Source organism: Yersinia enterocolitica subsp. enterocolitica, assembly GCF_901472495.1.
In the GTDB taxonomy this organism is placed as follows: Bacteria; Pseudomonadota; Gammaproteobacteria; order Enterobacterales; family Enterobacteriaceae; genus Yersinia; species Yersinia enterocolitica.
On the sequence record NZ_LR590469.1, the window covers coordinates 3,547,156 to 3,566,887 of the forward strand.

Genomic DNA, 19,732 nt, shown 5'->3' on the forward strand with positions numbered 1-19,732 from the left:
AACCGATTTGAACAGCATTTATGCTAGCCCGCAGGGTGAGCCTCAAGGATGAGGCTCATTAATCCCGGTGAGCTGACTCAGGTCAGTGATTCGGGTGAGTAAGAGTCGCTAACACCGCTGTGGCTTCAAGGCCGTAGGGTATGTTTAGCGGCAGTTGTGATTTCTCACACTGACCGCTAGACGCCTGCAAAGAAGCGTGTTAAGTTTACTCCACTGCATATAGAACATTCCTGTGTATTGAGACCGGGTTTGTAGCATCTAGCTTAATTCTTTAGTACCTAATAAATAGTCTGTAGCATCTAAATAGTTTGAATCTAAAGCTTTACTCTATGTCGAAATAATTTGTGTTGAGAATATGTATGAACTCAATCGGTTTTTGACAGTCTAGTGTTTTACTAAATCAGTCTAAGGCACCTTCAATCTTTACACCGTTGTGTCGCGCAACCTCGCGTAAGTCATTGCTTGCGTAGTTTGGCCAAGGCCGGTGATTGAATGTCCCATTAAACAGGCACGGATGACGCTGCCATACCATTCACGACCATAGTTCGAGACATACCCCGAGTTTAAGAACCCACCATTATGAATCTTACCGAATTAAAGAACACGCCGGTTTCTGATCTGATAACACTTGGCGAAAATATGGGGCTGGAAAACCTGGCCCGGATGCGTAAACAAGATATTATTTTCTCTATCCTTAAGCAGCACGCGAAAAGTGGAGAAGATATCTTCGGTGACGGTGTGTTGGAGATATTGCAGGATGGATTTGGTTTCCTCCGTTCTGCAGACAGCTCCTACCTCGCCGGTCCCGACGACATCTACGTATCCCCAAGCCAAATTCGCCGTTTCAACCTCCGTACTGGTGACACCGTCGCCGGTAAGATTCGTCCACCTAAAGAAGGTGAGCGTTACTTTGCCTTGTTGAAAGTTAACGAAGTTAACTATGACAAACCGGAAAATGCCCGTAACAAAATCCTGTTCGAAAACTTAACCCCATTACATGCCAACTCTCGTCTGCGCATGGAACGTGGTAACGGTTCGACTGAAGATTTAACTGCTCGCGTCCTTGATTTGGCATCGCCAATCGGTCGTGGTCAGCGTGGGCTGATTGTTGCTCCGCCAAAAGCGGGTAAAACCATGCTGTTGCAGAATATTGCGACCAGCATTGCTTACAATCACCCTGATTGCGTATTGATGGTACTGCTGATTGACGAGCGCCCGGAAGAAGTGACCGAGATGCAACGTCTGGTTAAAGGTGAAGTTATTGCTTCCACTTTCGACGAGCCAGCATCTCGCCACGTTCAAGTTGCTGAAATGGTTATCGAGAAAGCTAAGCGTCTGGTTGAGCATAAAAAAGACGTTATCATCTTACTGGATTCCATTACCCGTTTGGCCCGCGCATACAACACCGTGGTACCTGCTTCAGGTAAAGTGCTGACCGGTGGTGTGGATGCTAACGCCTTGCATCGTCCAAAACGCTTCTTTGGTGCCGCACGTAATGTTGAAGAGGGCGGTAGCCTGACTATCATTGCCACCGCGTTGGTTGATACCGGTTCTAAAATGGATGAAGTTATCTATGAAGAATTTAAAGGTACCGGCAACATGGAACTGCACTTGTCGCGCAAAATTGCAGAGAAGCGTGTGTTCCCAGCCATTGATTTCAACCGCTCTGGTACACGTAAAGAAGAGCTGCTGACAACCACAGAAGAGTTGCAAAAAATGTGGATCTTACGTCGTATCCTTCATCCAATGGGTGAAATCGATGCAATGGAGTTCCTCATCAGCAAATTGGCAACAGCGAAAACTAACGATCAGTTCTTCGATAACATGAGACGTTCGTAGTTTTAGCAAGATCAATCAAAACGCCACGCTCAGTCGTGGCGTTTTTTGCTTTTGGAATATACGATAGTCGGGTTTGTTATCCATTAAGTTGATATAAATCTCTAACCTATGCCTTTTTGGGTATATATTCTCATTACCAATAAGAAAATAGCGAAAATAGAGTTGGGAATAACGAACAAGACTGTCATCATATTCAGAAATAACTGAAAGCGTGGGGAAGGTATAGTTTATGCCATGTCACATGCTAAGCTGTTGTATCTTTTTGCAGAGAGCGGTTAAACGTGAATTTACTCACCATGAGTACCGAAATATTCGTTATATTCATGTTTTCTTTGGCATTTTTATTTGTTGCTCGCAAAGTTGCCAAGAAAATTGGATTAGTTGATAAACCTAATTATCGCAAACGTCATCAAGGGTTGATCCCATTAGTGGGCGGAATATCCGTGTTTGCGGGTATTTGTTTTACCTTTCTGATTACCAACCAGCATATTCCCCATTTTCGTTTATACCTCGGTTGCGCTGGTTTATTGGTGTTCGTTGGTGCTTTAGATGATCGTTTCGATATCAGTGTGAAAATCCGAGCCTTTGTACAAGCATTAGTCGGTATTGCCATGATGGCGGTCGCCGGGCTTTATTTGCGCAGCTTGGGGCACGCTTTTGGCCCGTGGGAAATGATATTAGGGCCGTTTGGTTATGTCGTCACATTATTCGCAGTATGGGCGGCGATAAATGCTTTCAATATGGTGGATGGCATTGATGGCTTACTGGGGGGGTTATCTTGTGTCTCTTTCGGTGCCATGGGGATTTTGCTCTACCAAAGTGGACAAATGGCATTAGCACTGTGGTGTTTTGCGATGATTGCCGCCATCTTGCCTTATATCTTGCTAAACCTCGGGTTATTAGGCCGCCGCTATAAAGTTTTTATGGGTGACGCGGGCAGTACGCTAATCGGTTTCACCGCAATTTGGATACTGCTACAAACCACCCAAGGCAACGCTCATCCGATTAACCCGGTTACCGCGTTGTGGATTATTGCCATTCCTTTGATGGATATGATCGCCATCATGTACCGGCGTTTACGTAAAGGGATGAGCCCTTTCTCACCTGACCGCCAGCACATCCATCATTTGATCATGCGTGCCGGTTTTACATCACGCCAAGCTTTTGTTCTGATCACTCTGGCTGCGGCTTTGTTAGCTGCAGTGGGTGTTATCGGCGAACGACTGACATTTGTACCCGAATGGGTTATGTTGGCACTATTCTTGCTTGCATTTATATTGTATGGCTATTGCATTAAACGAGCATGGCGAGTGGCACGTTTTATCAAGCGTACCAAGCGTCGGATGCGCCGTGCATCGCAAAATAAGCATGAATCTTAACCAGAGGCTTTTAGGCAGTGATGAAACCAGAATCTATGTCGACTGATAAAACAGGGTCTACCCATAATGAGCCTTCTGTGGATAACGAGTTAGATATCCGCAGCCTGTGCCGTACTCTTTGGCGCGGTAAAGTGTGGATTATCGGTATGGCAATTCTTTTTGCTGCTATTGCGCTGGGTGTTTCCTATCTGGTGAAGCAACAGTGGAGTGCTACAGCTATTACAGACCGGCCAACCGTCAATAACTTGGGTGGCTATTATTCCCAGCAGCAATTCTTGCGTAACCTGGATAATCGAATCAATAGCGCTGCAAGCAGTGAGCAGCCCAGTATTTCCGACGAAGCTTATGGTGAGTTCATCACTCAATTAGCTGCTTACGATACCCGTCGTGATTTTTGGCTACAAACCGATTACTACAAACAGCGGGTAGAAGGTGATGCTAAGGCTGATGCCGCATTACTCGACGAGCTGGTGAATAATATTGTTTTCACGCCGCGTGATGATAAAAAAATGCTGAATGACAGCATCAAATTGACGGCAGAAACGGCCTCTGATTCAAATAAATTACTGCGCAGTTACATTGATTTTGCTAGTCAACGTGCGGCTAGTCATTTGAATGATGAGATTGAAGGTGCCTGGGCTGCCAGAACTCAATCAATGAAAGCGCAGGTCAAGCGGCAGGAAGCGGTAGCTAAAGCCGTATTCGACCGTGAAGTTACAGCCGTGACTCAAGCATTGAAAGTGGCTAGCCAGCAGGGGATTAACCGTAATCAAACGGACACTCCAGCTGAGCAATTGCCTGACTCAAAAATGTTTATGTTGGGTAAGCCGATGCTTGAAGCCCGTTTAGAAACATTACAGGCTACCGGCCCAAGTTTTGATATTGATTACGATCAGAACCGCGCCATGCTGGCAACTTTGAACGTCGGCCCGACACTAGATAAAACATTCCAAACTTACCGCTACTTACGTACGCCAGAAGACCCCGTTACCCGTGATAGCCCACGTCGTGTATTCCTGCTGATTATGTGGGGTGCTATTGGAGCATTGGTGGGTGCCGGTGTGGTGTTGGTTCGTCGCACCAGTCGCACTGAGTAGTAGACTTAAAGTAATGGGCGCATTGTGCGTCCAACTTGCAGGCATTGTCTGCGGCTAACTGACCTTAAAGAGATTCACTGTGAAAGTGTTAACTGTTTTTGGCACCCGGCCTGAAGCCATTAAAATGGCTCCTCTGGTGCATGCCTTGGCTCAGGATGAAGCCTTTGAATCAAGAGTCTGCGTCACTGCCCAACATCGTGAGATGTTGGATCAGGTATTGCGTTTATTTGAGATTCAACCGGATTATGATTTGAATATCATGAAGCCGGGACAGGGATTAACGGAAATAACCTGTCGTATTCTGGAAGGGCTAAAGCCTGTGCTGGCTGAGTTTAAGCCGGACGTTATCCTGGTACATGGTGATACCACCACGACGTTATCGACCAGTCTTGCTGCATTCTATCATCGCATCCCTGTCGGCCATGTCGAGGCGGGTTTGCGCACTGGGAACCTCTATTCTCCGTGGCCAGAAGAAGCCAACCGTCAACTGACTGGGCATCTGGCCATGTATCACTTTGCACCTACGGAAAATTCGCGACAAAATCTGTTACGTGAAATGGTGCCGGACAACCGCATCTTTGTGACCGGTAATACCGTGATTGATGCGCTGTTCTGGGTGCGGGATCGGGTGATGAATAATCCGCAGTTACGTGCCAGTCTGGCGGAGCGCTATCCCTTCATCGATACCAATAAGAAGATGATTCTGGTCACCGGCCATCGCCGTGAGAGTTTTGGTGGTGGTTTTGAGCGGATTTGCAGCGCATTAGCTGAAATTGCACTTAAACATCCTGAGGTGCAAGTGGTTTATCCGGTGCATCTCAACCCGAATGTCAGCGAGCCGGTCAACCGTATTTTGAAAGGGATTGATAATATCATCCTGATCGATCCGCAAGATTATCTGCCGTTTGTTTATCTCATGAACCATGCTTATCTGATCCTGACGGACTCCGGCGGTATTCAGGAGGAAGCGCCTTCATTAGGTAAACCGGTACTGGTGATGCGTGATACCACCGAGCGCCCGGAAGCCGTCGATTCCGGTACGGTTTTGTTGGTTGGCACTAATATTAATAAAATTGTCGATGCAGTGACCCGTTTGCTGACTGATGAAACTGCCTATCATCAAATGACACGGGCGCATAATCCTTACGGTGACGGGCATGCCTGTCAACGCATCCTTGAAGCTTTAAAGAATCATCAGGTGACGCTATGAGTTTTGAAACTATTTCTGTTATCGGTCTTGGGTATATTGGCCTGCCAACTGCTGCTGCTTTTGCGTCGCGCAAGAAGAAAGTGATTGGTGTGGACGTCAACGCCCATGCAGTTGAAACCATTAATCGCGGTGCTATCCATATCGTGGAGCCGGATTTAGATAAAGTGGTGAAGATTGCTGTCGAAGGCGGTTACCTGCGAGCCGTAACCAAACCACTGGCAGCTGATGCGTTTCTTATTGCCGTACCGACACCGTTTAAAGGCGATCATGAACCGGATATGGTTTATGTCGAATCAGCCGCTAAATCTATCGCTCCGGTGCTGAAAAAAGGTGACTTAGTTATTCTTGAATCCACCTCTCCGGTCGGCGCGACTGAGCAAATGGCACAATGGCTGGCTGAAGCTCGCCCTGATTTAAGCTTCCCACAGAATGTCGGTGAAGAGGCTGATATTAACATTGCTTATTGCCCTGAGCGCGTATTGCCAGGTCAGGTGATGGTAGAACTGATTCAAAATGACCGCGTTATTGGCGGTATGACACCGAAGTGTTCTGCCCGCGCTAGTGAATTGTACAAAATCTTCCTGGAAGGCGAATGTGTGGTGACTAATTCCCGCACCGCAGAAATGTGCAAGCTGACCGAGAATAGCTTCCGTGACGTTAACATTGCCTTTGCCAACGAGCTGTCGCTGATTTGTGATGAGCAGGGAATCAATGTATGGGAGCTGATTCGCCTGGCTAACCGTCATCCACGCGTTAATATCTTGCAGCCTGGCCCTGGTGTCGGCGGCCACTGTATCGCAGTTGACCCTTGGTTTATCGTTTCGCAAAATCCACAACTGGCCCGCCTGATTCACACCGCTCGTTTGGTGAATGATGGTAAACCGCTGTGGGTTGTTGATCGTGTTAAAGCGGCAGTTGCTGATTGTTTGGCAGCCACTGATAAACGTGCTTCTGAAGTGAAAATTGCCTGTTTCGGCCTGGCATTTAAGCCCAATATCGATGACCTGCGTGAAAGCCCGGCGGTTGAAATCGCCCATCTGATCGCACAATGGCACACCGGTGAAACGCTGGTAGTTGAGCCGAATGTTGAGCAATTACCGAAATCGCTGGTGGGCCACGTAACCTTGAAAGACACCGCAACTGCCTTGCAGCAAGCGGATGTGCTGGTGATGCTGGTAGACCACAGCCAATTCAAAGCAATCAAACCTGAAGATGTGAAGCAATCCTGGATTGTTGACACTAAAGGAGTATGGCGTTGAGACGTATTCTGGTCACCGGCGGAGCCGGTTTTATCGGCTCCGCAGTGGTAAGACATATTATCGATGGCACCTCAGATAGCGTGGTGGTGGTGGATAAACTCACCTATGCTGGCAATTTGGAGTCATTGGCGGTTGTCGCTCACAGTGAGCGCTACGCTTTTGAACAGGTTGATATCTGCGATCGTGCTGAGTTGGATCGTGTTTTTGCGCAATATCAGCCAGATGTAGTAATGCATCTGGCAGCAGAAAGTCATGTTGACCGCTCTATAGATGGCCCAGCGGCTTTTATCGAGACCAATGTCTTAGGCACTTACCAGATGTTAGAGGCGGCGCGTCATTACTGGCAACCGCTGGATGCTGAGAAAAAATTGGCGTTTCGCTTCCATCATATCTCAACTGATGAAGTGTATGGCGACCTGCACGGAACCGATGATTTATTCACCGAAACAACACCTTATGCGCCAAGTAGCCCATATTCAGCATCCAAGGCATCCAGCGACCATTTAGTTCGTGCCTGGTTGCGGACCTACGGTTTACCGACTTTGGTGACCAATTGTTCTAATAACTACGGCCCGTATCATTTCCCTGAGAAATTGATCCCGCTGGTTATTTTGAATGCGCTGGCGGGCAAACCGCTGCCAGTCTATGGCAATGGTGCGCAGGTTCGCGATTGGCTATTTGTTGAAGATCACGCCCGCGCCTTGTACCAAGTGGTTACCGAAGGTGTGGTGGGCGAAACCTACAATATTGGCGGCCATAACGAGCGCAAGAATATTGAAGTGGTGGAAACCATCTGCGCGTTATTGGATGAATTAGTTCCGGAAAAACCGGCAGGCATTGCTCACTACCGTGACTTGATTACCTTTGTCAAAGACCGGCCAGGCCATGATATGCGTTATGCCATTGATGCCAGCAAAATTGAGCGAGAGCTGGGCTGGCGGCCACAGGAAACCTTCGAAAGTGGCATCCGCAAGACTGTATTATGGTATTTGAATAATAAATCTTGGTGGCAGCGTGTTCAGGATGGTTCTTACGCCGGTGAGCGTTTGGGCTCGGGTGATTGACGATAGGTTCGAAGTTTATTAATCATTGGGATGGCATCATTCAATATTTTGCATGATGTTTTCAAGACATTGTATGTCTTAGGAGATCGAATGAAAGGCATAATTCTGGCAGGTGGCTCCGGTACGAGGCTGCACCCCATCACCCGTGGCGTCTCTAAGCAACTGCTTCCCGTGTATGATAAACCGATGATTTACTATCCGCTGTCAGTGCTGATGCTGGCCGGAATCCGTGACATTCTGATTATCTCTACTCCTGAAGATTTGCCGTCTTTCCAGCGCTTGCTGGGCAATGGTGATGAGTTTGGTATCAATCTGAGCTATGCCGCACAACCAAGCCCAGATGGGCTGGCACAAGCATTTATTATCGGTGAAGAATTTATCGGCAATGAACCTTGCTGCTTGGTGTTGGGCGATAATATCTACTTTGGTCAAGGCTTTAGCCCAAAATTGAAAACCGTCGCAGCGCGTGAGCATGGTGCGACTGTCTTCGGCTATCAAGTCATGGACCCTGAGCGTTTTGGCGTAGTGGAGTTTGATGACGATTTCCGTGCGCTATCTATCGAAGAAAAACCGACTCAGCCAAAGTCTAATTGGGCAGTCACAGGTCTTTATTTTTATGATAACCAAGTGGTTGATTTTGCTAAAAAAGTAAAACCATCTTCCCGTGGTGAGCTGGAAATAACCAGCATCAATCAGATGTATTTGGATCGCGGTGAACTGACGGTTGAATTATTGGGCCGCGGTTTTGCCTGGCTGGATACCGGCACCCATGACAGCTTGATTGAAGCCAGTACTTTTGTGCAAACCGTTGAAAAACGGCAAGGTTTCAAAATTGCCTGCTTGGAGGAAATCTCCTGGCGCAATGGCTGGTTAGACGACGACGGTGTAAGACGCGCGGCCACGGCTTTAGCGAAAACCGGTTATGGCAAATATCTGTTGGACTTGCTCCATGCCCGTCCACGCCAGTATTGAGTCGCTGGACTGGGAAAGTGAATTTTTCCAGCGCCAAAGTGCAAAACTTAACTTCTCCGACTCAGCCCCGCAACTTAACCCGGCTGAGTTGGATGCTTTTACCCTGACCCAAGCCAAAGTACCTACCCATCGCCTTGACCTCATTGACTCCCTCGGCCAGCTTGGTTTCAAGTTAGTTGAAGGTGAAGTTGATCTGGTGCTGTTAGTTGAGGAAAAAGATAGGGTTGGCACGGAAAATGCTTCATCTGCGATAGATACTGGAACTTATCAACAGCGGCTGGCAACAACCGCCGATATCCCGCTATTGCGCAGTGTTGCAGCCCAAGCTTTTGCATTGAGCCGTTTTCGCGCTCCTTGGTATGACCCACAGGATAGCGGGCGATTTTATGCATTATGGGCTGAAAAGGCCGTACTTGGCACTTTTGACCATCAATGTTTGTTGGTGATGGATACATTTGGTCAGCCTGCGGGTTTTGTGACATTACGCGATTTGCAAGATGGCAGTGCGCGTATTGGCCTGTTAGCGGTATTTCCAGATGCGCAGGGTAAAGGTATAGGTTCATTATTAATGTCGGCGGCAAAGCAGTGGTGCCAGAGCCATGGGTTACACCGGTTACGGGTAGCCACACAAATGAGTAATGTTGCTGCTTTACGTCTTTATATTCGCAGTGGTGCCTCGATTGAGAGCACCGCGTATTGGTTATGCAGGGGATGAAATGATTCCATTTAACGCTCCACCGGTAGTCGGCACTGAACTGGGCTATATGCAGGCAGCAATCACCAGCGGCAAATTATGTGGTGATGGTGGCTTTACCCGTCGCTGCCAGCAGTGGATGGAGAAACGCTTTGATTGCCCGAAAGTCTTGCTAACGCCTTCTTGTACCGCCTCACTGGAAATGGCTGCGTTGCTGCTGGATATCAAACCCGGCGATGAAGTTATCATGCCAAGTTTCACTTTCGTGTCTACCGCCAATGCCTTTGTGCTGCGCGGCGCGAAGATGGTGTTTGTCGATATTCGTCCAGATACCATGAATATCGATGAAACTAAGATTGAAGCCGCCATCACCGACAAAACCAAGGTTATCGTGCCGGTTCATTATGCAGGCGTAGCTTGTGAGATGGACACCATCATGGCACTGGCAAAAAAACATAATTTATTTGTGGTAGAAGATGCCGCACAGGGCGTGATGTCGACTTACAAAGGCAAAGCTCTGGGCACAATCGGCCATATTGGTTGCTTTAGCTTCCATGAAACCAAAAACTACACCGCGGGTGGTGAAGGTGGTGCGACGCTTATCAATGACCCGTCACTGATTGATCGTGCAGAAATTATCCGCGAGAAAGGCACTAACCGCAGCCAGTTCTTCCGTGGTCAGGTCGACAAATATACCTGGCGTGATATTGGTTCCAGCTATTTGATGTCTGACTTACAAGCCGCCTATCTATGGGGTCAGTTGGAAGCAGCAGATCAAATCAACCAACGTCGTCTGGCACTGTGGCACACTTACTATGATGCTTTCAAACCATTAGCTGATGCCGGGCGCATTGATTTGCCGGTTATTCCTGGCAATCTGGCACAAAATGCGCACATGTTTTATATCAAACTGCGTGATATCGAAGATCGCTCTAAATTTATCAGCTTCCTAAAAGAAGCTGAGATCATGGCGGTCTTCCACTACATTCCATTGCATGCCTGCCCGGCAGGTGAAGAGTTTGGTCGTATGGACGGTGAAGACCGCTTCACCACCAAAGAAAGTGAACGCCTGGTGCGCTTGCCTATCTTCTATAACCTGACTGATGTGAATCAGAGCACGGTCATTAATACTGTTCTGAGTTTCTTCGCCTGATATGTCTCTGGCAAAAGCATCGATTTGGACTGCTGGCTCTACGCTGATTAAGATCGGCGTAGGGTTGTTAGTGGTTAAACTGCTGGCGGTGACCTTTGGCCCTAGCGGTGTTGGGCAGGCGGGTAACTTCCGCCAGCTAATTACGGTATTAGGCGTGTTGTCTGGCGCGGGTATCTTTAACGGCATTACTAAATATGTTGCTGAATACCATCAGCAACCTGAACGTTTGCGAGCCGTGCTGGGGACTTCATCGGCGATTGTGCTGGGTTTCTCAACCCTGCTGGCACTGATCTTCCTGCTGGCGGCCAAGCCGGTCAGCATCGCATTATTTGGCCATGCTGATTATCAGAATGTGGTGCGGGCGGTGGCGTTTATCCAAATGGGGATTGCTTACGCCAATCTGTTCCTGGCTATTCTCAAAGGTTATCGCGATGCGATGGGGAATGCGCTGGCGGTGATTGGTGGCAGCCTGATTGGTGTGGTTGCGTACTATATTTGTTTCCGCATAGGGGGTTATCCCGGCGCGCTGGTGGGTCTGGCATTAGTTCCTGCGCTGGTGGTTATCCCTGCGGCAGCGATGTTAATTCGGCGCAAAACTATTCCGTTAAGCTATCTTAAACTAAGCTGGGACAAAGCATTAGCGAGCCATTTGGGTAAATTTACCATCATGGCGTTGATTACCTCAGTGACCTTACCGGTTGCATATGTGATGATGCGTAACTTGCTGGCTGACCGCTATGGTTGGGATGCTGTCGGGATTTGGCAAGGGGTAAGCAGTATTTCAGATGCTTATCTACAATTTATCACAGCGTCATTTACGGTTTATTTACTGCCGACACTCTCAAGGCTCAAAGCCAAAGCAGATATTTCGCGTGAAATTCTGCGTTCCCTGAAGTTTGTGTTACCGGCAGTCGCGACCGCCAGTTTGATAGTCTGGTTATTACGGGATTTTGCTATCTGGCTGCTCTTTTCTCACCAATTTACGGCAATGCGCGACTTGTTCGCCTGGCAGTTGGTCGGTGATGTATTGAAGGTCGGTTCTTACGTATTTGGCTACCTGGTGATTGCCAAAGCTTCTTTACGCTTTTACATTTTGACGGAAGTCAGCCAGTTCTTACTGTTGACCGGGTTTGCCCATTGGTTAATCCCAATGAATGGCTCTTTGGGCGCGGCACAGGCTTATATGGCGACTTATATCGTCTATTTTGCGCTCTGTAGCTGCGTGTTCCTTATGTATCGTAGACATTCATCACCGTAAACACTCTTTACAGTAGAAAAAAATGACAACCCTGATTCATGTACTGGGATCTGACATCCCGCACCATAATCTGACTGTATTGCGCTTCTTTAATGATGTGCTGACCACTCGTGTGCCCGCCGAGCAGGCTCGGCATTTTATGGTGGCGGCAAAAGAGACGGCCCCTTTCTCATCATTCCCGCAATTGGATATTGAGACGCACAGCAACAAGAAAACTCTGGCTGAGGCGGTGATTGCCCGCGCGCAAGCTTCCCGCGATACGCGCTTTTTCTGGCATGGGCAGTTTAATGCCACTTTGTGGCTGGCATTGCTGAGTGGAAAAATCAAACCGCGCCAGGTTTATTGGCATATTTGGGGCGCGGATCTGTATGAAGATGCCAAAAGCTTGAAATTCCGTCTATTTTACCTGTTGCGCCGCATTGCACAGGGGCGGGTAGGGCATGTTTTTGCGACGCGCGGTGATTTAATTTATTTCCAACAGCGTCACCCGCGTGTGCCAGCGTCACTGCTCTATTTCCCGACCCGCATGGACCCGGCGTTAACCGGTATTAACATTGATAAACCCCTGGCGGGGCCAATGACCATTCTGGTGGGGAATTCGGGTGATAGCACTAACCGCCATATTGAGGCGCTGAAGGCCATTCATCAGCAATTTGGCCCTGATGCCCGGGTTATTCTGCCAATGGGGTATCCGGCTAATAATGAGCTGTATATTGAGCAGGTTAGGCAGGCGGGTCTGGCACTGTTTGCGGCGGATAATCTGCGCATTTTGACCGAGCAGATCCCATTTGATGATTATCTGAATATCCTGCGTGAATGTGATTTAGGCTATTTTATTTTTAATCGCCAGCAAGGTATTGGCACTCTGTGTTTGCTAACCCAGTTTGGCGTGCCTTTTGTGTTGAGCCGCAAAAATCCATTCTGGCAAGATTTGGCTGAGCAGCACATACCGGTGCTTTTCTATGGCGATTCATTGGATGAGCCGCTGATTCGCGAGGCGCAGCGCCAGTTAGCGGGGCTGGATAAGCACGCGATCGCCTTCTTTAATCCTAATTATATTGAAGGTTGGCAACAGGCGCTGGCGCTTGCCGCAGGAGAACATCCATGACGCTGGGGCAATTTGGCGGTCTTTTCAGCGTCTATCTGCTAGCCGTTATTTTTATCCTGACATTGACGTATCAGGAGTTTCGGCGGGTGCGCTTTAACTTCAACGTCCTGTTTTCAATGCTCTATTTGCTGACATTCTATTTTGGCTTCCCGCTGACGTGTATGTTGGTATTCCAGTTTGGTGTGGCGGTAGTGCCAGTTGAGTATTTATTGTATGCCATGCTGTCCGCTACGGCATTTTATGGCATTTACTATGTGAGCTATAAAACACGCCTGCACAAGCCGCGCAGCCAGCCACGGGCACCGATATTCACCATGAATCGGGTAGAAACCAACCTCACCTGGATACTGCTGGCACTGGTGGCGATTGGCACGGTCGGCATCTTCTTTATGCAGAATGGTTTCCTGCTATTTAAGCTAGATTCTTACAGTAAAATCTTCTCCAGCGATGTCTCCGGTGTGGCATTGAAGCGCTTTTTCTACTTCTTTATCCCGGCGATGTTGGTGGTTTATTTCCTCAAGCAGGATATGCGCGCCTGGTTTTTCTTCCTGGTAAGCACCGTGGCATTTGGCATCCTGACCTATGTGATTGTCGGCGGCACCCGCGCGAATATCATTATTGCATTCTCATTATTCCTGTTTATCGGTATTGTTCGCGGCTGGATAACGCTGTGGATGCTGGCAGCGGCTGGCGTCTTTGGCATTGTCGGCATGTTCTGGTTGGCCCTGAAGCGCTACGGTTTAGATGTGAACGGCGCAGAGGCGTTTTATACTTTCCTTTATCTGACGCGCGATACTTTCTCGCCGTGGGAAAATCTTGGGTTGTTACTCCAGAATTACGACAAAATAGATTTTCAAGGATTGGCACCGATTATCCGTGATTTTTATGTGTTTATTCCGAGTTCCCTGTGGCCAGCGCGCCCTGATTTGGTGTTGAATACCGCCAATTACTTTACCTGGGATGTGCTCGATAACCACTCAGGGCTGGCAATCTCCCCAACGTTGATAGGCTCCTTGGTGGTGATGGGGGGGGTGCTGTTTATCCCGCTGGGTGCCATTGTGGTGGGATTAATCATTAAATGGTTCGACTGGTTGTATGAACAAGGTAAGGCCGAGAAGAATCGCTACAAAGCCGCCATTCTGCAAAGCTTCTGTTTTGGCGCGGTGTTTAACATCATCGTGTTAGCGCGGGAAGGGTTAGATTCCTTTGTCTCACGAGTGGTATTTTTCTGTGTGATTTTTGGTGCCTGTTTGATACTGGCGAAATTGTTGTATTGGTTGTTCGATACGGCGGGTTTAATCAAGCAACGGGTGCAGCACCATATTGGTAAGCCGAAGCCGTTATCCGTACCGCACGAGAGCAGCCAACTGTAAGGATTATGATGGAACAGAATACTGAGATTCCAAAATCTATTGATATTCCCAAATATAGTGTCCGTGGCTTCGACATCTGGGGTTTTCGAGACATGGAGCAGACGCTGGATCATTTGCTGAGCAGTGGCCCGGTGAAAACGGGCACGTTGGTAGCAATGAATGCAGAGAAACTGCTAAAAGCGGAAGATGATGCGGCATTACGTCAGTTGATCACTGAGGCTGAGTATCTTTACGCTGATGGTATCAGTATGGTGCGCGCTATCCGCCGTAAATATCCACAGGCGAAATTGTCACGAGTGGCAGGGGCTGACTTGTGGGAAGCACTGATGCAGCGCGCGGGTCAGCAAGGGATACCGGTGTTTTTAGTCGGTGGCAAACCTGACGTGTTGGCAGAAACTGAAGCTAAATTACGGGCGCAATGGAATGTGAATCTGGTCGGGAGTCAGGACGGCTATTTCACACCAGAACAACGCGAAGCGCTGTTTGCACGGATTGCTGCCAGTGGCGCGGCAATTGTCACTGTTGCCATGGGGTCGCCTAAACAGGAAATGTTTATGCGTGATTGTCGTAAAGTCTACCCTGACGCGCTCTATATGGGGGTTGGCGGGACTTACGACGTCTTTACCGGCCATGTTAAACGTGCGCCTAAGATATGGCAGAACATGGGGTTGGAGTGGCTCTATCGCCTTCTGGCTCAACCCAGCCGTATTCGCCGCCAATTCAAATTGCTGAAATTTGTTGGTTATTATTATAGCGGTCGCTTGTAATAACCTTCCTAGGATCGGGGTCGATAAGGCCCTGATGCTATGAAACCTTTCCTATCCATTCCCCTGATTAATATCCCCCTCTCTTAATTCCATTTTGGAATCAATTTAATAATATTTATTCCATAAAGTTTTAGTTTCTTGTTTGCTTATCTGACTCAGATACGGAACGATACCGGCCGGTTACGGTTCTGTGGTGAGCGCCGCGTTTTTCTATGGGCCGTTTTCCTATTCTTTAATCTGTATTAATAATTAAGCTAAATATTTCATTTGGTCGTTAATCTTATATTGAATAACAACAACCGGGACATCCGGAGCAGACACACCAGTCGGTTTATAGAGGATATATGGCAGACAACGAAGAGAAAAAAGGATTACACCGTGGGCTGGAAGCCCGGCATATCGAACTGATAGCGTTGGGTGGTACCATTGGTGTTGGGTTATTTATGGGCTCCGCCAGTACATTAAAATGGGCGGGGCCGTCGGTATTACTGGCTTATATCATTGCTGGTTTGTTTGTATTTTTCATTATGCGATCCATGGGTGAAATGCTCTATCTGGAGCCAGTTGCAGGCTCTTTTGCCGTTTATGCACATAAGTATCTTAGCCCCTATTTTGGCTACCTGACGGCTTGGGGTTATTGGTTTATGTGGATAGCGGTGGGGATATCTGAAATTACCGCGATTGGTGTATATGTCCAGTTTTGGTTCCCGGAAATCCCCCAATGGTTACCGGCTATTGCTGGGGTGGCGATAGTCGCACTCGCTAATCTCGCGGCGGTCAGGTTGTATGGCGAGCTGGAGTTTTGGTTTGCGATGATCAAAGTGACCACCATCATTGTGATGATTTTGGTGGGGTTAGGCGTTATTTTCTTCGGTTTTGGTAATCATGGCCAACCTATCGGATTTGATAACCTGACGGCCCACGGCGGTTTCTTTGCCGGGGGGTGGAAAGGCTTCATGTTTGCGTTGTGTATTGTGGTGGCGTCTTATCAGGGGGTCGAATTAGTCGGAATCACGGCTGGCGAAGCCAGAAATCCTCAGGTCACACTAAAACGTGCCATCAATAACATCCTCTGGCGCATCCTGATTTTCTATGTCGGGGCGATTTTCGTGATAGTTACTATTTTCCCGTGGGACGGTATTGGTACTGGAGGCAGCCCGTTTGTACTCACCTTTGCCAAGATAGGAATAGTTTCAGCCGCAGGGATTATCAACTTTGTGGTGCTCACGGCGGCACTGTCGGGGTGTAATAGTGGCATGTATAGCGGCGGGCGTATGCTATATGCCTTGGCGAAGAATCGCCAGTTACCTGCTTGCCTGACCAAACTGTCTGCCAGCGGTGTCCCGGTCTATTGTATTGCGGTCACTATTTTATGTCTGATGGTGGGTTCTAGCCTCAATTACATTATTCCCAATCCACAGCAGGTGTTTGTGTATGTTTACAGCGCCAGCGTGCTACCGGGTATGGTGCCATGGTTCGTGGTGTTAGTGAGCCAACTGCGTTTTCGTCAGGTACACCAAGAGGCATTGAAGCAACATCCGTTTAAGTCCATCATGTTCCCCTATGTGAACTATCTCACTATCGCCTTTCTGATTTGTGTATTGGTCGGTATGGGGATTAACCCAGATACCCAGCTATCTTTGCTGGTCGGAGTGATTTTCCTCGGATTGGTGACGCTATGCTATTTTGCTTTGGGAATGCATAAAAAGGCGTCAGTCGACCCATCTCTTGTGGTTTCAGGTCCAGAGGGGCTAAAGCGGCCATAAAACCAGCGAATAAGGCGGAGTGAGGGCTATCAATGGCTGACTTTTGCGGCAGAGTGTGCAAAGCGTAAGCAAACACACCATTTCTTCTAAAAAAGCACTAGACAGCCAAGTATTAAAACCGTAGTATCCTCACCCGCAACGGCGCTAAGCGCCCGTAGCTCAGCTGGATAGAGCGCTGCCCTCCGGAGGCAGAGGTCTCAGGTTCGAATCCTGTCGGGCGCACCATTAATTTTGTGTGCAAGAGCTGCGGTGGTAAGATTGCCGCGTACGACGAAGTCGAAGTAAGCTGTAAGTAGTAGGAAGTTATGGTGGCTATAGCTCAGTTGGTAGAGCCCTGGATTGTGATTCCAGTTGTCGTGGGTTCGAGCCCCATTAGCCACCCCAAATTTTGTGGAACATGCGATGGTGGCGGAATTGGTAGACGCGCTAGCTTCAGGTGTTAGTGTCCTTACGGACGTGAGGGTTCAAGTCCCTCCCTTCGCACCACACAAAACATGTAGATTTTATTAAGATTTACATGGACATAGGTCGAAAGGCCATGTAGAGTGAGCAGTACGAAATCGGCGAGTAGCGCAGCTTGGTAGCGCAACTGGTTTGGGACCAGTGGGTCGGAGGTTCGAATCCTCTCTCGCCGACCAATTTCAGAAGAAACCCCGCAATGCGGGGTTTTTTTTCGTCTGTACTTTGTCTCCGACTTGCTCGTATCAAATCGATTTCCATATTATTCCTCCTCCTGTTTTTCATTCTGCTATCCATCGTTGTATCCGTTCTACTTGCATAAAAAACCGCTGTTGGCGCTCTTTGATCAAATTTGCCTGATGGTAGGAGCCGATCTTCTTTTTATTAGATGAAGTGCAGGGTGTTGGTTTTTTGCGACAAAAGTCGAATGCTTTGTCTCTAAATGGAGACGTATAAAAGCATGATAAATATAAAGAAAAAAATTGATAGCTTATACCGTCGTTTTGTAGCGACAGATCACGTTGGTAGGATTAAACCCAGGATAGTGGAAGTGAGATTTTGTACTATGAGTTAGCAAGAAAATAAAATTATTAATTATCAGTTAATTATAAGTTTATTTAAGGATGGGTGAGTAAATAATTGGCCTGTTGTAAAACTTGGCATGCTAACTGCATTATCTCCTGTGTAGATGCTCATCCCACTTATTATGATAGCCTGGTTTTTATAGCCAATTTAGCTTCATAAACCCAGGGATGACGCAGAGCCGATTTTAGGGTGCCTATTGTCCATGTAAACGATGTTGAATATCTTCATCACATACCGGGCATAACGTTGAGTGAGGCACCGACATTGTTGTCTGTAGACCTGAAAATTTCAGACGCTTGCCCTTATCGGCAAGCGTTTTTTTTTTGCATACCCTTCGTACTTGAGGCTACAGGGGTGTTAGCTGTACGCACTTATCCGAATCAGGGGTAAAGAAAAGGCTCCCAAAGGAGCCTTTAGATGACGAATAAAGCTGAACCAAGGGGAAACGTGCCGTAGGGGCCACTTTTAGTTTCAAACACAAGTACGTAAGTCGCCGGAGCGCCCCTGGGTGCGGTCGGCCCTTGGCTCACAGATTGATTTGCGTACCATCAAAGTGACTCGCCATTCTGCCGCAGTGTGAGCAATAACCCCTCGCGGCGAGCCTGAGCGGCATCCTCAGGGCGGTGTAACTTATCCAGAGCATCAGCCAGCCATGCATAATCATAGCCGTCTGGGCGCTGTGCAAGTGCGGCTTTAAAGGCCTCACTGGCTTTCTCCCATTCGCCGTGTTTCAGCATCAACTGACCCAAAGTGCTATTGAGCAACGGTGTGGCTCCGTGCTGTTTGATGTGCTGGCGTAATGATTTCTCTATTGGCTCTGGGTTGCCCGACTTCAAGCGCGGGATCAACAACACCAGCCGTTCATCATACTGACGTTTCAGACCATCCAAAATGATCTGCTGGGCCACATCACTATCATCACATTCAATCAGATGCTCCGCCAAGGCTACTTGCAGTGGGATCTCATTGCGTACTTTGCGGCTTTGATCTTTCCACCAACGTTTCAGGCCATCACTTCCTTCTTCGGCCATACACTGATTCATCATGCCAATATAAGCTTGCTGTTCCAGCGCGGCGATTTCCTCGGCGATATGTACCTGCACTTTGCTCATTGCGGGTAAAATTTCCAGTAATGAACTGTAAGCACCGGAACGGAGGTAAGCCTGCTCAGCCAGACGCAGCACCTCCGGATGGCGTGGTGCTTGATCCAGGAGCCGATCAACACCATGACGTGCGGCATGAACATGCCCTTGTGCGAGTTGAATCCGTACCCGGGTAATATCGACCGGTAATTGGTCGGTGTCAGCCACTTCAGCCGCCCGTTCCAGATACTGATTGGTACGGAATTCATCACCGCGTTGTTGAGCGGCTTCTGCTGCCAGTAGGTAGTTCACCATTGGTTGTTCGGCGTGATCGGCATTGCGAGTCAATAACTTCTCAACTTGCTTGAAATCACCTTCTGCCAATTTGATAAGTGCCGCTTTGGTTTGCTTACGGGCGCGGGTGCGTTTACGGCCGAGGAACCAGCCACGGGTACGTGCACCAGTGCGGAAAATACGGCGCAATATCCATTCCACTATCAGGAACGCCACCAACACTAAGACCAACATAATGACTAAACCGGTCACACTGGTTTCGACGTTATAGTTGTCAGTTTGGATCAATACATAACCCTGATGACCGGCCAGCATGGGGCCAAGGACGATCCCGGCGGTCAGAATGAGGAATAACAGTAACACTCGCAGCATA

The 19,732-nt window shown here is 48.3% G+C and carries 15 protein-coding genes and 4 tRNA genes; 18 read left to right on the top strand and 1 reads right to left on the bottom strand.

Annotated features, from left to right (window positions below; all coding sequences use genetic code 11):
* The first annotated feature begins 579 nt into the window (after positions 1 to 579).
* From rho to FGL26_RS16920, 18 genes are all read left to right on the top strand, one after another.
* Positions 580 to 1,839, top strand: coding sequence for a transcription termination factor Rho (rho, locus tag FGL26_RS16835; protein WP_004704159.1), 1,260 nt, complete (start codon positions 580 to 582; stop codon positions 1,837 to 1,839).
* A 281-nt stretch (positions 1,840 to 2,120) separates the two neighbouring features.
* Positions 2,121 to 3,218, top strand: a complete 1,098-nt coding sequence (wecA, locus tag FGL26_RS16840; RefSeq protein WP_005176219.1) for a UDP-N-acetylglucosamine--undecaprenyl-phosphate N-acetylglucosaminephosphotransferase — start codon at positions 2,121 to 2,123, stop codon at positions 3,216 to 3,218.
* A 20-nt stretch (positions 3,219 to 3,238) separates the two neighbouring features.
* Positions 3,239 to 4,315 carry an ECA polysaccharide chain length modulation protein gene (gene wzzE, locus FGL26_RS16845; protein ID WP_032903351.1) on the top strand — a complete coding sequence of 359 codons (1,077 nt, stop codon included), beginning with the start codon at positions 3,239 to 3,241 and terminating at the stop codon, positions 4,313 to 4,315.
* Between the two features lie 79 nt (positions 4,316 to 4,394).
* Positions 4,395 to 5,525 (top strand): non-hydrolyzing UDP-N-acetylglucosamine 2-epimerase, encoded by a 1,131-nt coding sequence (gene wecB / locus FGL26_RS16850; protein ID WP_005176215.1) that lies wholly within the window; start codon positions 4,395 to 4,397, stop codon positions 5,523 to 5,525.
* A complete protein-coding gene (wecC, locus tag FGL26_RS16855; protein WP_005176212.1) occupies positions 5,522 to 6,784 on the top strand; it encodes a UDP-N-acetyl-D-mannosamine dehydrogenase in 1,263 nt (420 codons plus the stop codon). The genes wecB and wecC overlap by 4 nt, the downstream gene beginning before the upstream one ends.
* The gene (gene rffG / locus FGL26_RS16860) at positions 6,775 to 7,848 is read left to right on the top strand and encodes a dTDP-glucose 4,6-dehydratase (protein ID WP_197733732.1); all 1,074 of its coding nucleotides are present in this window, start codon (positions 6,775 to 6,777) and stop codon (positions 7,846 to 7,848) included. The genes wecC and rffG overlap by 10 nt, the downstream gene beginning before the upstream one ends.
* A gap of 90 nt (positions 7,849 to 7,938) precedes the next feature.
* Positions 7,939 to 8,820, top strand: coding sequence for a glucose-1-phosphate thymidylyltransferase RfbA (rfbA, locus tag FGL26_RS16865; RefSeq protein WP_005176207.1), 882 nt, complete (start codon positions 7,939 to 7,941; stop codon positions 8,818 to 8,820).
* Complete coding sequence (gene rffC, locus FGL26_RS16870; protein WP_005176204.1) at positions 8,798 to 9,535, top strand: dTDP-4-amino-4,6-dideoxy-D-galactose acyltransferase; 738 nt, start codon at positions 8,798 to 8,800, stop codon at positions 9,533 to 9,535. Before rfbA ends, rffC begins: the two co-directional genes overlap by 23 nt.
* Before the next feature lies 1 nt (position 9,536).
* Complete coding sequence (rffA, locus tag FGL26_RS16875; protein ID WP_005176203.1) at positions 9,537 to 10,667, top strand: dTDP-4-amino-4,6-dideoxygalactose transaminase; 1,131 nt, start codon at positions 9,537 to 9,539, stop codon at positions 10,665 to 10,667.
* A gap of 1 nt (position 10,668) precedes the next feature.
* Positions 10,669 to 11,925 (top strand): lipid III flippase WzxE, encoded by a 1,257-nt coding sequence (gene wzxE, locus FGL26_RS16880; protein ID WP_005176202.1) that lies wholly within the window; start codon positions 10,669 to 10,671, stop codon positions 11,923 to 11,925.
* A 22-nt stretch (positions 11,926 to 11,947) separates the two neighbouring features.
* On the top strand, positions 11,948 to 13,033 hold the full coding sequence (locus tag FGL26_RS16885) for a TDP-N-acetylfucosamine:lipid II N-acetylfucosaminyltransferase (protein WP_005176201.1): 1,086 nt from the start codon (positions 11,948 to 11,950) through the stop codon (positions 13,031 to 13,033).
* On the top strand, positions 13,030 to 14,406 hold the full coding sequence (gene wzyE / locus FGL26_RS16890) for an ECA oligosaccharide polymerase (RefSeq protein WP_005176200.1): 1,377 nt from the start codon (positions 13,030 to 13,032) through the stop codon (positions 14,404 to 14,406). The genes FGL26_RS16885 and wzyE overlap by 4 nt, the downstream gene beginning before the upstream one ends.
* An 8-nt stretch (positions 14,407 to 14,414) precedes the next feature.
* Positions 14,415 to 15,173 carry a lipopolysaccharide N-acetylmannosaminouronosyltransferase gene (gene wecG / locus FGL26_RS16895; protein WP_005176198.1) on the top strand — a complete coding sequence of 253 codons (759 nt, stop codon included), beginning with the start codon at positions 14,415 to 14,417 and terminating at the stop codon, positions 15,171 to 15,173.
* A 344-nt stretch (positions 15,174 to 15,517) separates the two neighbouring features.
* Positions 15,518 to 16,939 (top strand): bifunctional threonine/serine APC transporter ThrP, encoded by a 1,422-nt coding sequence (thrP, locus tag FGL26_RS16900; protein WP_005176196.1) that lies wholly within the window; start codon positions 15,518 to 15,520, stop codon positions 16,937 to 16,939.
* 148 nt (positions 16,940 to 17,087) lie between these two features.
* Positions 17,088 to 17,164, top strand: a tRNA-Arg gene (locus FGL26_RS16905).
* Between the two features lie 83 nt (positions 17,165 to 17,247).
* Positions 17,248 to 17,323: transfer RNA gene (locus FGL26_RS16910), tRNA-His, on the top strand.
* A 15-nt stretch (positions 17,324 to 17,338) separates the two neighbouring features.
* Positions 17,339 to 17,425, top strand: a tRNA-Leu gene (locus FGL26_RS16915).
* 75 nt (positions 17,426 to 17,500) lie between these two features.
* Positions 17,501 to 17,577: transfer RNA gene (locus FGL26_RS16920), tRNA-Pro, on the top strand.
* 954 nt (positions 17,578 to 18,531) lie between these two features.
* Here FGL26_RS16920 and hemY read toward each other — a convergent pair.
* Positions 18,532 to 19,731: a protoheme IX biogenesis protein HemY gene (gene hemY / locus FGL26_RS16925; RefSeq protein ID WP_005176189.1), complete on the bottom strand. Its 1,200-nt coding sequence runs from the start codon at positions 19,729 to 19,731 to the stop codon at positions 18,532 to 18,534.
* Position 19,732 lies beyond the last annotated feature (1 nt).

Coding starts and splice junctions, on each gene's coding strand:
- rho (WP_004704159.1), top strand. CDS start 580: ATGAATCTTACCGAATTAAAGAACACGCCGGTTTCTGATCTGATAACA.
- wzzE (WP_032903351.1), top strand. CDS start 3,239: ATGAAACCAGAATCTATGTCGACTGATAAAACAGGGTCTACCCATAAT.
- wecC (WP_005176212.1), top strand. CDS start 5,522: ATGAGTTTTGAAACTATTTCTGTTATCGGTCTTGGGTATATTGGCCTG.
- rffG (WP_197733732.1), top strand. CDS start 6,775: ATGGCGTTGAGACGTATTCTGGTCACCGGCGGAGCCGGTTTTATCGGC.
- rfbA (WP_005176207.1), top strand. CDS start 7,939: ATGAAAGGCATAATTCTGGCAGGTGGCTCCGGTACGAGGCTGCACCCC.
- rffC (WP_005176204.1), top strand. CDS start 8,798: ATGCCCGTCCACGCCAGTATTGAGTCGCTGGACTGGGAAAGTGAATTT.
- rffA (WP_005176203.1), top strand. CDS start 9,537: ATGATTCCATTTAACGCTCCACCGGTAGTCGGCACTGAACTGGGCTAT.
- wzxE (WP_005176202.1), top strand. CDS start 10,669: ATGTCTCTGGCAAAAGCATCGATTTGGACTGCTGGCTCTACGCTGATT.
- FGL26_RS16885 (WP_005176201.1), top strand. CDS start 11,948: ATGACAACCCTGATTCATGTACTGGGATCTGACATCCCGCACCATAAT.
- wzyE (WP_005176200.1), top strand. CDS start 13,030: ATGACGCTGGGGCAATTTGGCGGTCTTTTCAGCGTCTATCTGCTAGCC.
- wecG (WP_005176198.1), top strand. CDS start 14,415: ATGGAACAGAATACTGAGATTCCAAAATCTATTGATATTCCCAAATAT.
- thrP (WP_005176196.1), top strand. CDS start 15,518: ATGGCAGACAACGAAGAGAAAAAAGGATTACACCGTGGGCTGGAAGCC.
- hemY (WP_005176189.1), bottom strand. CDS start 19,731: ATGCTGCGAGTGTTACTGTTATTCCTCATTCTGACCGCCGGGATCGTC.